This is a genomic window from Helcococcus kunzii ATCC 51366, from assembly GCF_000245755.1.
Taxonomy (GTDB): domain Bacteria; phylum Bacillota; class Clostridia; order Tissierellales; family Peptoniphilaceae; genus Helcococcus; species Helcococcus kunzii.
In genome coordinates, this window is the sequence record NZ_JH601088.1 from 943,034 (window position 1) to 957,945 (window position 14,912).

At 29.7% G+C, this 14,912-nt stretch carries 18 protein-coding genes and 4 pseudogenes; all 22 read right to left on the reverse strand.

Annotated elements, in window-relative coordinates; translation table 11 throughout:
• Window positions 1-1,901, reverse strand: a 1,901-nt coding sequence (locus tag HMPREF9709_RS04180) for a Cna B-type domain-containing protein (protein WP_005398195.1), incomplete at its 3' end; no start/stop codon positions are given.
• Window positions 1,902-1,989: 88 nt separating this feature from the next.
• Window positions 1,990-2,193: a preprotein translocase subunit SecG gene (secG, locus tag HMPREF9709_RS04185; protein WP_005398198.1), complete on the reverse strand. Its 204-nt coding sequence runs from the start codon at window positions 2,191-2,193 to the stop codon at window positions 1,990-1,992.
• 138 nt (window positions 2,194-2,331) lie between these two features.
• Window positions 2,332-2,487, reverse strand: a pseudogene (locus HMPREF9709_RS10340) (CD1107 family mobile element protein); the annotation flags it as partial.
• 216 nt (window positions 2,488-2,703) lie between these two features.
• Complete coding sequence (locus HMPREF9709_RS10345) at window positions 2,704-2,853, reverse strand: hypothetical protein (protein ID WP_005398202.1); 150 nt, start codon at window positions 2,851-2,853, stop codon at window positions 2,704-2,706.
• Window positions 2,850-2,962: pseudogene (locus HMPREF9709_RS10415) on the reverse strand (replication initiator protein A); the annotation flags it as partial. The pseudogene HMPREF9709_RS10415 and the gene HMPREF9709_RS10345, both read right to left, overlap by 4 nt.
• A 60-nt stretch (window positions 2,963-3,022) precedes the next feature.
• The gene (locus HMPREF9709_RS10420) at window positions 3,023-3,139 is read right to left on the reverse strand and encodes a CD1845 family protein (RefSeq protein WP_425357311.1); all 117 of its coding nucleotides are present in this window, start codon (window positions 3,137-3,139) and stop codon (window positions 3,023-3,025) included.
• A 226-nt stretch (window positions 3,140-3,365) separates the two neighbouring features.
• A pseudogene (gene metG / locus HMPREF9709_RS04195) lies at window positions 3,366-3,824 on the reverse strand (methionine--tRNA ligase subunit beta); the annotation flags it as partial.
• A 144-nt stretch (window positions 3,825-3,968) separates the two neighbouring features.
• Window positions 3,969-5,204, reverse strand: coding sequence for a tyrosine-type recombinase/integrase (locus HMPREF9709_RS04200; RefSeq protein WP_005398205.1), 1,236 nt, complete (start codon window positions 5,202-5,204; stop codon window positions 3,969-3,971).
• Between the two features lie 79 nt (window positions 5,205-5,283).
• Window positions 5,284-5,493: an excisionase gene (locus tag HMPREF9709_RS04205; RefSeq protein ID WP_005398206.1), complete on the reverse strand. Its 210-nt coding sequence runs from the start codon at window positions 5,491-5,493 to the stop codon at window positions 5,284-5,286.
• A 674-nt stretch (window positions 5,494-6,167) separates the two neighbouring features.
• On the reverse strand, window positions 6,168-6,905 hold the full coding sequence (locus HMPREF9709_RS04210) for a phage replisome organizer N-terminal domain-containing protein (protein WP_005398207.1): 738 nt from the start codon (window positions 6,903-6,905) through the stop codon (window positions 6,168-6,170).
• Between the two features lie 83 nt (window positions 6,906-6,988).
• Window positions 6,989-7,600 carry a class I SAM-dependent methyltransferase gene (locus tag HMPREF9709_RS04215; protein WP_005398208.1) on the reverse strand — a complete coding sequence of 204 codons (612 nt, stop codon included), beginning with the start codon at window positions 7,598-7,600 and terminating at the stop codon, window positions 6,989-6,991.
• A 202-nt stretch (window positions 7,601-7,802) separates the two neighbouring features.
• On the reverse strand, window positions 7,803-8,330 hold the full coding sequence (locus HMPREF9709_RS04220) for a PcfB family protein (protein ID WP_005398209.1): 528 nt from the start codon (window positions 8,328-8,330) through the stop codon (window positions 7,803-7,805).
• Between the two features lie 183 nt (window positions 8,331-8,513).
• Complete coding sequence (locus HMPREF9709_RS10060) at window positions 8,514-8,687, reverse strand: hypothetical protein (protein ID WP_005398210.1); 174 nt, start codon at window positions 8,685-8,687, stop codon at window positions 8,514-8,516.
• 73 nt (window positions 8,688-8,760) lie between these two features.
• Window positions 8,761-10,401, reverse strand: coding sequence for a MobQ family relaxase (gene mobQ, locus HMPREF9709_RS04230; protein WP_005398218.1), 1,641 nt, complete (start codon window positions 10,399-10,401; stop codon window positions 8,761-8,763).
• Window positions 10,402-10,714: 313 nt separating this feature from the next.
• Window positions 10,715-11,035: a DUF3847 domain-containing protein gene (locus tag HMPREF9709_RS04235; RefSeq protein ID WP_021340990.1), complete on the reverse strand. Its 321-nt coding sequence runs from the start codon at window positions 11,033-11,035 to the stop codon at window positions 10,715-10,717.
• A 121-nt stretch (window positions 11,036-11,156) separates the two neighbouring features.
• Window positions 11,157-11,222 (reverse strand): annotated as a pseudogene (locus HMPREF9709_RS10425) (hypothetical protein); the annotation flags it as partial.
• Window positions 11,223-11,529: 307 nt separating this feature from the next.
• Window positions 11,530-11,955: a MarR family winged helix-turn-helix transcriptional regulator gene (locus HMPREF9709_RS04240; protein WP_002840511.1), complete on the reverse strand. Its 426-nt coding sequence runs from the start codon at window positions 11,953-11,955 to the stop codon at window positions 11,530-11,532.
• 1 nt (window position 11,956) lies between these two features.
• Window positions 11,957-12,331, reverse strand: a complete 375-nt coding sequence (locus HMPREF9709_RS04245) for a hypothetical protein (RefSeq protein ID WP_019034261.1) — start codon at window positions 12,329-12,331, stop codon at window positions 11,957-11,959.
• A 467-nt stretch (window positions 12,332-12,798) separates the two neighbouring features.
• Window positions 12,799-13,089, reverse strand: a complete 291-nt coding sequence (locus HMPREF9709_RS04250; RefSeq protein WP_005398222.1) for a DUF3847 domain-containing protein — start codon at window positions 13,087-13,089, stop codon at window positions 12,799-12,801.
• A 104-nt stretch (window positions 13,090-13,193) separates the two neighbouring features.
• Entirely contained in the window at window positions 13,194-13,811 is a 618-nt protein-coding gene (locus HMPREF9709_RS04255; protein ID WP_005398223.1) for an SAP domain-containing protein, read from the reverse strand.
• Window positions 13,812-13,878: 67 nt separating this feature from the next.
• Window positions 13,879-14,301, reverse strand: coding sequence for an SRPBCC family protein (locus HMPREF9709_RS04260; RefSeq protein WP_005398224.1), 423 nt, complete (start codon window positions 14,299-14,301; stop codon window positions 13,879-13,881).
• Window positions 14,302-14,338: 37 nt separating this feature from the next.
• Complete coding sequence (locus HMPREF9709_RS04265; RefSeq protein WP_005398226.1) at window positions 14,339-14,857, reverse strand: ClbS/DfsB family four-helix bundle protein; 519 nt, start codon at window positions 14,855-14,857, stop codon at window positions 14,339-14,341.
• Between the last annotated feature and the right edge of the window lie 55 nt (window positions 14,858-14,912).

Genomic DNA, 14,912 nt, shown 5'->3' on the forward strand with positions numbered 1-14,912 from the left:
AATAGTTTTACTGTTATTTGATCTGGTCTCTTACCATCTTGGTTGTCATCGTCATCCCAAATCTTTTGACCTTTGATTTCTATTTTTTCTGGTGTGTGAGTGTTTGTTACTGTAAAACCTTGGTCTTGGTTACCAGTGATTTCACTTGTATAGCCTTTTACTTCTTTTTCTTTTACTGTATAGGTTATTTTCTTACCATCATTTTCTATAGGAAGATTTTCAAATACAGTCTTCCATTCATTATCTTTATTTAAAACTTTACTTTCTACTAAGTATTCTTTTTCTTCTCCTTCAAGCTTTGCTACTAAGTCTACTTCTACTTGGTCTGGACGAGATTTATTTGTATTGTCATTATCATTCCAAACTTTGCTTACAGCTACTTTAGTAAGTTCATTTTCCTTACCAAAGGTTACAGTACCATTAGATCCGATACCACCACCCCTAGTTGCTGATTTGTTTCCAGAAATGATTACTTTAGCAAGATTTTTGGCAAAATCATTTGCTTGTTCAGAAGTGTGTAATAATAATTTTTGACCTTCAGTTTCTAATTTTCCTTTGTGTTCTTCTAATTTTAAGAAAGATCCATCTTCTTTTTGCCAATTATAGGCTTTTCCACCTAACATTCTATCTGTTATGTCGTATTCAGGTTGTCCACTATGTGGCCCCAAATTCATTGAAGAATAAATGAAAAGTTCATTTCCTTGACTAGCCTTATTATTATATAAGGCGACACCATTTGTAACATGTATTATAGTATTAGATATAGGACAAGCTGCATATCCTGCCCCTTCAAATTCTGATTCATTATTATAGATCAAGGCATTTGTTAAATTTAGCTCACCATTTTTACCATATTCTTCAGTAGCTCCATTTACATAAATTCCGCCTCCACCAAATAAACTTTCTGTTTTACCTGTATTTGTCATATAATTATTTGTAATGTAACCAGAAGATATTTTAGCTCTACCTAATCCCCCCGAAAAATATTTGGCTTGTATAAAGATACCACCACCTGAAGTACCAGCAATATTACCGTCTATGATACCTCCTGACATATTTAAGGTGTTATCCCCAGATTCTACTATACGTGAACCTATACTAATTCCACCACCATTTTCACCAGCCTTGTTGTTTAAAATCTTGGCTTTATTACTTAGATTAATTGTTGAACCTTTTGTTGCAATGATTCCTCCACCAGCAGAATAGTATTGATTATAAGGTTTATCGTAAACTCTTTTAGACTCATTGTTTTGGATTACACCACCAGAAAAATTAAGTGTTGAGTTTCCTAAATAAATTCCCCCTCCTCTGGTTGCCTGATTTTTTTCAATAATCCCAGCTGTCATATTGATCAAAGCTCCTGAAGCCTTTATAGCACCACCTTCGGTAGCATCATTTTCAATATCTTTTATAATATTATTCCTTAAAACAGCACCTTCGCCAATATTAATCGTCCCACCATTATTCACATAAACTAATGATTTTTCAATGGCCTTATTATTTTCACTATTACCATCTATAGTTATATTTTTGAGGCTGGCTGTTTTATCGCTAGAAATTTCAAATAAATAGTCATTGAAATTTTCTCCCCTAATAATATCTACATTTAATCCAACTAAGTCGATATCACCTTCAATTGCTGTTTTTCCAACAACAATTATTTTTTTAGCATCAGTGGCTAATTCTTTAGCCTTGTTAAAAGTTTTTATTGGTTTATCAAGGCTTTTACCATCATTATTGTCATCACCTTTTTGTCCATCTAGATAAATATCATATGTACCTTGCCTTGGTTGTTCATCTGCTATTTCATTAGCTTTGGCTATATTAATAGGACCAATAAAGCTGATCAGTAATATAATAGCTAAGAATATTGTCGTCAATTTTTTATATGATTTAATCATTTCTTCTCCTTTTTAATATTTTTATAAAATAAAATCCTTGTAATTGGACCAGAATTTTGAGTTATTAGCTAATTACTGCTAATACTATTTATGATATTAAGAATAAAACTCCTGGTACCACTACAATTTTATTTAATAATGCTTCTTTTGTTTTTGTAGCACCTACACCAAATATATTTGAATCTTGTCCTGATAAAGATCCTTTTCCTTCAGCTTTATGTTCTATTAAAAAAGTACGAATAATAATGCCTAAACTAGATAAAACTAGTAAAGCTAAAAATACTGTTTTCATTTAAACATCTTTTATATAAACCTCCTTCATAAAATTTCTACTATATTTTAAATATATCATATATCCTTCATATTTCCAATTAATACTTATCTTATCCCTTAGTTTTTCAAATGTTTTTTCACCTATGCCGGATATATTTTTTATTTCTTCTTTCTTTGGTTCTTCAACCTTTATAGTATTTTTATCTTCTGATTCAATCATATTAAGTAGGTCTTGCTCTCCTACTTCTGTCAATAGCCTTACATTATCTTGATTTAATGAGTGATCCACTATTAGGTGCATAGTTTTTCCACTGCCAATATCTCCATAAAATAAAAGTCCAACATTATCTTTTTTCATTTGTTCAAAGCTTTTGGCATAATTGTAGGCAACCTTATAGGCTTGACCTTTTTCATTTAAGAATTTTTCAAAAGTATATTGGTGTTGGATTGGCGATGAGAGGCAATCTCTTTTAAGCGATGATATATTCATTAGTCTTTCTCTTTCTTCATTTTCCTTATCTCTTTTTATTTAATATTCACATTTAAATCTAGGAATAAACTTTGTAAATCCAAGGTCAACTAATTCTTCATCGACTCTTTTACCACATAATTTACAATAGATATGTCCATTTCTATCAATATCATTTTCTCTTAATACAAAATCTTTTAAGTTTATCATAAACTCTCTTCTATATCGTAATTCATTTTCTTGTTGATTTTTTATTAATGTTTTTCGCATGATCATTAAGATACCAATTGATTATCGTTGCCTTGTGATCTTGATACATAAAAAAGACGACAGAATTATTATCTTCTATCGTCTACGATTATCTAATATTTATTTTTCTTTAAATTGATTTTATTGTATAGTTTAATAATTCTAATAATCCAATAACATATATACCTAATTTAGGTAATCCAAATGGACTAAATAAAAATGATAATATTAGTGCTTCAATTACAATTTGCTTGTCTCCTTGAAAATGCTAGCTAATCCAATTATAAAAATTAAAATAGAAACTACGCTTAACAACGCAGTGCTCAAACTTAATATAAAAGTGAAAAAGCTATGAGCAAACTCAGCACTAATTTTATCGGTAATAAAATTATTCTAATTATCCATCTCATACATACCCCTAAAAATTAAACTGGGATTCATTACAAACCCCAGTTTCATAATTAGTGTGTTCTTTAATATAATTTTGATCCTGCTGGAATATTATTATCCAACATTATTAAGTTAAGTTTTTCTTCTCCGTCATACTCACAAATTGCAGATATAATCATACCTTCTGAGTTGATTCCCATCATCTTACGAGGAGGAAGATTACAAATCGCAAGCAGCGTCTTTCCAATTAAGCTCTCTGCGCTGTAATATTCCTTAATACCAGATAAAATAACTCTTTCTTTTTCAGAACCATCATCTAAAGTGAATTTTAAAAGTTTCTTAGATTTTGGAACTTCTTCACAATTAATAACTTTTACTACTCTTAAATCGGATTTTGAGAATGTTTCAAAGTCTATCATATCTTCAAATAATGGTTCAACAGTTACTTTTGAAAAGTCAATTACTTCATCATTTTCATCAGTAACTTTCACTTCTTTTTCTTTTACTACTTCATTTCCTAAAGGTTTCATTGTTGGGAAAATCCCCTCTACCTTAGATAATTGTCTAAATCTCTATAAAAGTCTATTTTATGGTACTTCTCCATTTACGACAATTTGCTAACTCTCTATAAGTGCCTATAGATTTCTAGCAAATTGTCGTAAATTTGTCGTAAGCTGTCGTAAATTCTAAAATATAAATTTCATCGCTTTTTCAAATTCTCCCATCTGTTCTATCTTAAAATCTTCTGTTGCATCTACATATATATCCATTGTTGTACTAATATCAGAATGACCTAGAATAGACTGCATTGCTTTTGTATTTATATTTTGTTCATTAAGCCTTGTAGTAAAGGTGTGTCTGAAAATGTGATTGCTTAAATGTGGAACTATTAGAATATCATTAGAGTTCGATTTATTTTTATCCATTATACTTAAATTGCAATCTCTAACAATTCTTCTTAAAGCTTTATTAAGTGTTCCATTATTGTGAACCTTTCCGAATCTATTTAAAAATACAAAGTCTTTAAATCCATCGATTGAATCACAACATTCTATTCCAAAAGTTTTTTGTAACTCTCTTTCCATAAGAAAAGCATCTTTTACTTTTTGAACCATAGGAATACTTCGCTTACCTGATGCTGTCTTCGGTGTATTAATAGCATATCTATTGTTTAATCCTTTACCTTTACTATAATATACCAAAGTCCTATTTACATTTATAATACCATTGTCAAAATCTAGATCGTCCCATTGCAATCCTGTGACTTCTCCAACTCTCATTCCCGTCCAAAGCATAACAATGAATATTGGATACCATTTTTTATATTCATCACTATTAGATAAATATTCTTCAAATAGCATCTGTTCTTCTATTGTCATGGCTTTTTTCTTCGGAGATTCATTTCTATAAGCTACTTTCAATTCCTTCAAAGCATTGTCAGACGGATTAAACCTTATATATTCGTCATCCACTGCTAATTCTAACACCTGATGTAAGACAGTATGAACACAATCTATGGTAGAAACCATTAATCCCTGATCTTCCTTTAATCTGTTATAAAAACTTCTAACATCAGATCTTTTAATATCAGATAGTTTAATACGACCAAAAGTCGGTTCTACAAATTGTTTATACATATAGATGTAATTTTTAAAGGTATTATCTTTTAAACCTCTTTTTACCTTCGTCCATAGCTTAAAAGTATCATTTACAGATAAACTACTTCCTTCGTTATTAATTCCATCTATAGTATTGCGTAAAATATCTAATTCCTTTTCTCTTAATTCTTTTAGAGTTTTCGCATAGATAGATTTTCTACGACCTATTTTGTCTTGCCACTTAAATTCATAAGTGCCATTTGACCTTTGATATTCACCGTCTTTTAAAACAACCCCTTTACTATCTTTGCGTCTTTTTACCATAAAAATTCTCCTTTTTAGATAAAAGAACACGCTATAATTATTATACCACATTATGCGTGCTCTTTATTCAATTTCATCTCTAAATAGAAAATTGTCTATTTAAATACTCTTCCATTAATTTTTTCTTAATAAGACGTTTACTTCCATTAAATAATACAAAATTGCAATCATCTTCATCAGTTAATTGTCTAACTTTATCTTGACCAATATTAAAATATTCAGATGCTTCTTTTAATGTTAGAAATGCTTTTTCACAAACACGAACTCCTTTTATATTTTCATTAATCATAAATCCTCCAAATAGTATTTTAAAAATATTAATTTTAAAGTTTTTTGACATTGACAAGTGCTTTGGATTAGCAACATAGGAATCTCACCTCCGCCTCTATTCCGGATGAGCCGGCTTCAACCTTAGAAGTATCATTATCCTCATTTTCTTCATAGCGGATAGGGTATCCCTCCCTATATTCAAACTCTTACTTATCGCTCACTTTCTTTTTGCTTAGCAGTACTTGTTTTGCCGAATTATTCAGCAGAAAGATCTTGACGGATAGGTTATTACGCTCCAAAAATAATTAACGTCTTGTCTTGGTCTATTCAATTGTTAAGGTTCAAAATTTATCGAGAGTTATTAATCTTTTTAAAATTTGATCATCAGAAAAAATTTACCTTGATGAAACAAAATTCTATAAATTACCCTCTTATACTTAACAGTGAAAAGAAATCTTTCTTGGTAACCAATTTTGAAATAGAATTTGCTTATGTAAAAAGGTCTAATTCCCACTGCATGAGTAACAGTGAAAATTAGACCCTCTTGTTAACTATCATCTAAAAGTCTTCTAACATTTCTTTAATTTTCTAATCGCCTTTTAAGTGTCATATTTATCTTTTTATTATATCTGGCATACTTTGATACCTTTTTAGACTTAAAGTCTTTAATAGTGCCTTTCCACCTCTTTTTACCTATAAAGATTCTCCTACATCATAGTTCATTTTTTTATTTCCACCTTTCTGTCTTAGTTTGTCTTTATCTTTGTCATACCATTTTAGGATTGTTGCATAGTGGTTTTGATAGGTTTTGCCGCTGCTTTTCATGTATCTTGATAGTTTGTTTATCATTATTTCTGTATGTGAGTTTAATTTTTCTTTAAGGTTCTTATATTCTTCTTTGCTTAGCCTTACATTTTTGAATTCTCCATAAAAAATGGGGGTGGACTTTTTATCTATCTCTCCCTCTCTCTCTTTATCTATCTCTATATCTTTCTCTATCTCTATCTCTCCGTTGCACTTTTGTTGCTTATGTGTTGCATTGGTGTTGCATTGCAACATTTTTAATTCTCTAGACTTTCTTGAACGCCTTGTAGAAGCTGTTTCTGATCCGATTAAGTTTGGTATTTCTGTTAAATAGTATTCATCATTTTCTGTTACAACTTCTAATAAGCCTTGATTAATTAAATAATTAACTGTGACCATTATATCATCGTCTGTTTCATCTATGGTTAGTGCTAACTCTTTTATAAAATCACTTTCTACTCCGTCATAATAGAGTTTGCCCTCATCTTTTAGGCTTAATAATAAAAGTTTAAGGTAGATTATCGTGTAGGTATCTCCTCCAGATATTCTCCTTAGTCTTTTTATCCTTTTGTCTGTGAAAAATTCTTCTTTTAATTTTATCCAATAATATCTTTTGTTTGTTGCCATTCTAATCCTCCTTGCAATAAAAAAAGAAGTAGATTTTTTCTCTACTTCTCCTAAAAATTTATTTTTCATTATTCACAATTTTTTTATAATTTTCTAGCTAAAAATACTAGATGATCTTTCTCGTCCAGATGGTATTCACATTTAAATCCTATCTTATTCAATGTTTCTGTAAGATATTCGGGAGAATAAACTTCAAAATCTAGCATATCCGCCCATTTTTTTATGTTTTTATGCTCTCTATATACTCCTTCGTTGCATATTAGAAACTGACCGTCTTTTACTAGAACACGATGGATTTCCCTAAAAGATACTTCTATATTCTTCCAAAAATAAATTGTTTCAAAGGCAGTTACTATATTTATGGATTCATCTTCAAAAGGTAACTTAGCCACGTCTGCTTCAATAATTTTACACCTGCCATCTCTTATAGCTTCGCTATTTACTGAACTTGCAATATCTACACTTGTTTTTGAATAGTCAATTCCATATACTTTTTTAGCCTTTGTTAGGAAGTATTGAACATTACGTCCACCACCACATCCTAGATCTAAAACTACATCCGAGGTTTTAATATGCAGAAAAGATCTGCCCCATTTCGCCAATTTTTCGTGACCAATGTTCATTCCTTTCACCATGAAACGACCACCGAAATTATTTTTAGGATTTTTTACATTTTCAAAAAATTTTTTTAACATTTTCACCTTCCATTGATAACTATTATCACTGTTATTTTATCATAAATTTTATGTTTATTCAATTTTATATCCTTTCTACATTGATATATTCCAGATTTTCGATAATCGAAATTCTTGATTTCGATTTTCGGAATTCTGGACTTCTGCTTTTCGGAAGTCTTGTTATTGTGGGGGTCTAAGGGTGTAACTTTTCGTTACTCCCTTAGATTTCTCTGGTCATATCTTTTTTACTTGGTTTTATTTTTTCTTTTACTTTTCTTTTTACTTTTTCTTTTGTCTTATCCTTGTTCTTGGATAGGTCTTTATATTTCTTTATTTGTTTTAGGATACTTTCTTTTTCTTTTTTATTTTCTCTGGCTATGACTTGCTTAAAGGCATATTCCATTACTTTTATGTCTTTGTCTTGGAAAAATATTTCATAGTTTTGGCTTTCTTTGTTTTTCATTACTGAGAAACTTACTCCAAGTTTGTTTAGTTCTTTTTTTAATTCTTTGAGGTCGCTTTGATCTATGCTTATGTTTTCTAGTTGTCCTTTTTTGTAGAGGTCTTTTATTTTTATTTCATCGCCCATAAGACTTTTGAGGTTTCCGTTTGCTTTTTCTAAAGTATCATTCATCTTTTTTCTTATTTCTTTGTCTAAGTTGATTGATTCTTTTGTTGCCTTTATTGTGTATGTTATTATGGTTTGTGCTGCTTGACCTGCTTCTTTGTTTATTTCTTCGTTTATCATGCTTTATCTCCTTTGTTTGAATTAAAAAAAGGGAAGTATAGGCTTTAATTTTTCTATACTTCCCTTTGCTTTTTTTTATTTTATTGTTCTTGGTGGTGGAATGCTTTATTTTGATGTTTTTATATATTTCTTAGGTATTTGTACCTTTTATACTTTTAAATAGCTTACAATACCTTTCCACCTTTAGTAGTTTGTGTGTGTTCTTTTGTCTGATAGATAGTTTTTCATGTTGGAATATAAAACTTGTATTTCTTCATTGTTCATTGATTTTATTTCTTCTGTGCTTTTATATGTTTTGTATGTTCCATATTGATCTGCTTTTATGAGTTCGTCTATTAGCTCTTGCCTTTTATTCATCTCTATTACCTCCTAGATCTGCCTTTATTCTCTTGGTCATATTATAGCTTGGATAAGATATTTTTACCAGGTCTTATCTTTCTTGATCCATTTTCTTGTTTTTCATCATTTCTCTGTATTCATTGTCTTTAATAACTTGGTCTTGGAATTTTTTAATCTGTGCTATTACACTTGGTTTTTCACCTTGTTTTATTAACTTATCTATTTCTATGGATAAGTCTATGCCAAGTTCTTTGTTTACAAAATCTACTGAATATTTTATATGATTAATTTCCTGGTATTCATCTTTTATCTTGTCTTTTTCTTTATTTATTTCTTCAAGATTTGCCATTAAAAGATTTTTTTCTTCATTCCATTTTTTAGGACTTAGTTTTTCCTTATCTGATAGAAGTTTTTTTAATTTCCCACTTACTACCTTATATTGGTCTATATCTTTCTTATGTTTATTATAAAATGCGTCTTTTGTGAATATGTTTTTCTTTTGATATTCTTCATAAACTTCTTTTTTGGCTTTGTAGATTTCATAGTATAAAATTTTCTTTTCTAAATCTTCCATTTCTTTATGGATTGTCTTTGCTTTTTTATTTAACCTATAACTATTAGACTTTAAGCTTTCTATTTTTGTTTGTAACTGACCTATGGTTTCTATATTATTTTTTCTTAAATAACTATATGCACTCGTTAGCTTTTTGAAGTCATATTTTTCTTTATTAGTTTTTGCATATCCTTTTAGATATTTACTTTTTTCTTTTTGAATTTCTGAATAAGTTAATAGATAATTTGTCAGATTGAAAAGTTTAGGGTTGTCTATTACCTTATCTCTTTCTATATCCTTAAATTTTTCATAAGCAGTAGATAGGTTATCTAATAAAATTCCTATCCAACCTTTTAATGTTTTTATCTCTTCTTTTATTGTTTTTACAAGTTGATTATATTTTCTTATTTCTCTATTATAGTTTCCCTTGTCAGTTTCTATTCCCTTTCTTTCCATTGCACTTGCTGCTGATCCTAAATGGATTGTCGGTAGATAATCTGAATTTTGTCTTTTAAAACTCCTATGGTCTACTCTTTTTTCTATCTTGTTTTTTGCCAGATATTCATTGCAAAGGTCTGAAAAATTTTCTCTCCATTTTTCTACATTGCCCTTATCGTTCCAGGTTGTTAGTTCTACTTTCCTTGTCTTTGGTTTTCCATTTTTGTTTAAAATCTTTTCTCCTTTTTCATTTAGGATATATTCTTTTTTTGACTTTGCTAAGAACTCTCCTTTTTCGTTTATGGGTCGCATTATGGTCATGATATGACAATGGATATTTCCATTTTTATCTTGACTCTCATCATGAATTGCATAATCTACTATCATTCCTTGTGATGCTAGATTTTCTTTTATAAATCTTTCGACTAGGTTTTTATTTTCACTTAAAGATAATTCTTTTGGTAGTCCTATTATGAATTGTCTTGCTAGTTGTGCATTAGAATTTTTTTCTGCCATTTCTACTTTATTCCATAAGGTCGACCTATCATTAAATTCTTTTGGTATATGATCAGGCAATATTATATTTTTTACTAATACTTTTTCTTTTCTTGTGTAGTCATGGGTTACTCCGTCCCATTCATTTTTTATTTTTTCTCCACTTATATATGCTGCACTTGCTACTGCACTTTTTCCTTTTCCTCTTGATATTATGTTTACTGAAAAATGAAAACTGTCTGCCATTTTTATCACTTCCTTTCTTTTTTGTTGTTTTAGGTGGAGGCTTAATAGATTTTTTATATCCTCTTTGTGAATGAGCGTTTTGAAATGATAGAATAGAAAAAGCCGACTACTGAATTAATTTTTGTTGTTTCAGTATGTCGGCTTAATTGTTACTCTCATTTCAAATTTTAAAAGTCAAGGGCGAGCGTTAGCGAGTTTATTTACCCTTGACTTTTAAAAAGCGAATGGTTGTTGCTCCTTGCAAGGGTTTGGCTCTAAAGGCACGCAAGCACCCTTTAGGGTGTATAATTGCGCCCTTGTAACCAAGGGACAATTATGTTATTTCATCTTTAGGTGATTTTTCTACATCATCATCTACTCTTTCTTCTAAAATTTCCATTATGTTTAATCTTATTTCTTCATCATTTAACATTTTCATTAACTTATAAAATTCATCTATTGTTAAATTAATACTTTCTTCAAAAACACTTTCAAACACTGCACCTTTTTCTATAAGTCTTTTGTTTCTTGCTTTTCTTTCTTGCTCATTAAGTTTTTTCTTCAGCTGTATTTTTTGATTTTTTAATTGCTTAATGCTTTCTTCTTTCTTTTCGATCTGTTCTTCAATACTTAACTTTATTCTTTTAATTGCCATTTGTATCATTTCTTAAAATAAAAAACGAATAGATTTTTATTTCTAATCGTTTTTCAGCTTAGTGTGGATTGTCAACACCTATTTGTACAATCTAAAATCGAACGTACTAATTTTAGATTAACTAATAACTACTAGTTAATCTTGATTGCCTATATTTAACTGGTGTCAAGTAACCTAATGATCCATTAACCCTTAGGTTATTGTTCCAATAAACATACTCTGATTATTGACGGTGCTATATCGTATTCTTCTCCCAATTTTTTATATGTGTTGTTACCTTGATTAAAGATTTCTACTATTTGCCTTTTGAAGTCTTCTTCGTAGTGTCTAGCTAATTTAAAATCCTCCTATGATTACTTATTATTTATTGTATCCATACCAGGAGACCTTTTTCAGATTTCCTGCTTGGTGTGCCGCTGTTTTAGCGGTGGGTATTTAGTTGTGAAAGTTCGTGGCAAGTTGACTCGATGTGTAGAGGGGCAATAAATTAAAACTTATTTATTATCAATCTCAAATTTTTTTTGTAGCATTTCCAGACTTTGATAAACGATTTTATATTGTTCATCTGTCCATTCTGATGTTAACTTCTGATTAAATTCTTTTAATGCTCTACTTAAAGGTTCATATTTTAATCGTCCCCTTTCTGTAAGATATATTTTTTTGTTTCTCTTATCTTTAGGGTCTGTTTCTCGTGTGATATATCCCTTTTGCTCTAATGATTTAACCATTCGAGTCGTAGCAGCCTTATCTACTTTCACAAGTTTTGTTAATTCATCCTGAGTCAATCCATCCTGTTTTGTAAGTGCCATGTAATAAGGCTCTTCTCCGACACTTATATCAAATGGAACAACTACATTTTTTAATTCTTGCTGAATACATCTTGATAAATAAGTTATAAGTTTTCCAATGCTTTTGTTCACTTTATGCCTCTTTTCTTCTTAAAAATTTGTCCAATATCACATTCCAAAAAATACTAGAAAAATATCCAAATACAACATTAATAGGAAATGAGGAAAAATATATTTTCCAGAAATTCTCATCATATCCCTTCATTCTTAACAATCCGCTTATAGACATAATTGCAGTAAAATATATCGCTGGAATTATTGATGAAAAAACTAAAAAAACAATATATGATTTTCCAGTATATAGTTTCTCTGTTACTTTTGCACCTATAAGTCCAGCCGGAAAAATCAAAGATGCTATACTTGCAACTATAGATTGTAATAACATCATTGCAAGTATAGACGGAAAAACAATTTTTCCAGTATTCATCTGAGACATAATACAACTCATTGTACTCCCCATCAATATAGGGAAAATATAACGTTTATATTTCATTACTCTTACCTCACTTTTAAGAATAACTGAAGTATATCACAAATTAGTTGATGCGTCAACTAATTTGTTTTTAAGCTTAGATCTCTTAAAATAATATTTTATTGGTAAACTTCGTAGTAAATACTGTTTATAAAAATTTTTCCTTTCAAAGGGTGGCTGGCGGCAGCCAGCGCAGGGGAAGCGTAGCGTCCGTGTTTGATTTGGAGCAGACCATGACTGCGGAAGCCGACATTCTGTCGCCTGTTGGGGCATTCGGCGAGTGAATATGCAAGTATATCCGTTTGGCTCATTGATCGCACAAATCACAGCCCTCCGATTAGGAGCCTTCGGAGAACGCAATGCATCAATCTCTGATAGCTGTATAATTGCGCCCTTAGAAAATCTAAGGGAGATTTGATTATTTACAACACCCTTTATTTTTATTAATTTTCTCTCATTAGTTTTAGTGTTTCTTTAAATTCTTTTGTCTTTATTGCTTCTTCTAGTAGGATTTTTATTTCTTCATCTGTTAGTTCTTCTGCATTTTCTATAAGGCTTTCTAAGATTGCTCCTCTTGTTATGAGCCTATGTGTTCTTTCTTTTCTTCTTTTTTCTATGTCTTGTTTTAATATCTTTTTTTCTTGATTTTTTAGTTGCCTTAATCTTTCTTCTGTATCGTCAATTTTATTTTTTATTTCTTTTGATTCTTTTCTGATTTGTTCTAATTTTTTCATGCAAAACTCCTTTCTTGTAATAAAAAAAGACGATAGAGTTTTTAATTTCTATCGCCTAACATCTATCTGAATTAATTTTTTTCATTCAAAAAAATAGTTTCTGTTTACTTGTGATAGTCTTCTATTTTATCCTCATATTTTTTTATAAGTTCTCGTGAATAAACTTTTTTGTTTTTTGAATCTCTGACTTCTTTCCAAAGAATTGCAGCTACTTGTATTTTATTAGAGTAGTTACAACTATTTTCGTCTGCACAAAAATCCTTTAAAAATTGATTCCATTGACAAACCGAATTATCATACTTAGCATAATCTGATTTTCCATAATAAACTTTGAGCATATCTTGAATTGTAAAACTCAAATCATTTTCTCTTTTTACTTTTCTCCAAGCCGTTGCCATATCTGCAGTAAATTTGAAAGGCAAAACACCTGTTACAACAGAAAAATATTCTCTGAATTTTGAATTAAAGGAAAATCCACACTCAAGTAAAGGCATATCTAAAGTAATATAATCAACTTGTTTCTTTATGTTTTTTATTGATGACTTTTTAATCACATCCCCCTTAAAGTACTGCTCAATAATATAAGTGAGTTCTTGTTTTGTACCTCTATATTCTAATCCTAATAACTTGCATATCTGTGAAAGTTCTTCACGATACCAATAGTATTTATTAAACTCATCAAACGATGTGATTTTATCAAACTTAAGTCTACTTTCTATCATTGTTTTATCCTTTCGAAAAGATCTAAATATATGAATAGGCTACTCCAATTTATCTATTTCATTATTTTCATAACACTTGAACATGACTTGCTTCTTCACAATTAAGTACTTCCTTCAAATCTTTAAAATACAGTTTTTGTTGGTTTCTTAAATATAGTCCTACAAAAGGTTTAAATATAAATTTTTTAGAAATAATATTTTCTGTAAAATCTAATGTTGTTTTATCTCCATTCGAATAAAATTTTCCTATCCAAGTTCCTTTTATATTTGCGTTTTCAATTTCAAAAGACCAGCATTGATGTTTCGTACATTCTATAACTTTAAAATTTGTTTCTATCCCATCTTTTGTAATCTCTACAAAATTCTTATCATCAATAATTTTGATATCTTTGATATCACTTCTCCAACCAAAATCACGAAGGTCAGTAACTTTATCCCATACTTTTTCTATTGGGCAATTTAATGTAACTTTGATATTTGCAACTGCCATAAAATCCTCCTAAGTAAACTTATTTATACTTTTCTATCTATAGAACTAATTTCTTCCATTTCCTAATCTTAGTCCTAAATGTTCCAAATGGCGCTACTGTATTTACATGAATAAATTTATATACTTCCCAAGTAGCAGTTTTGGTTGCTTCATCTGCCCATTTTCTCATATGTGGTTTAAATAATTCTTCATCTGTTAATTCATCTATCAAAAGATAAATATCTTCTATATTTTTTGTGAGTTGTTCTTTTAGTTCCTTTAACGATTTATTAGCATAGGTATCAGTGAACCACTTATATAATTCTCCAAGTTGATTCCACTTAAATTTATCAGATGGTGTTTTAACATCTATACCTTTTTTCTCATCTTCTTCCCATTTTAAGAGTAAAGTTGTCCAACCTACTTGATAGGCAATATTTTCTGTTGGTGTCCTATCAACTTCTTCTAGTCTTTTATCTTTTAGTTCTTCTGGTATATTGTCAAACTCTGAAATATATTTTTCAAAAGTTTTCTTTATCTCATTCTTTAATTCTTCCTTACTTTCATAAGACCTCATATGCCTACCTCCATGGTTTATATATAGATATTATACCAAAAATATCTTTATCCTA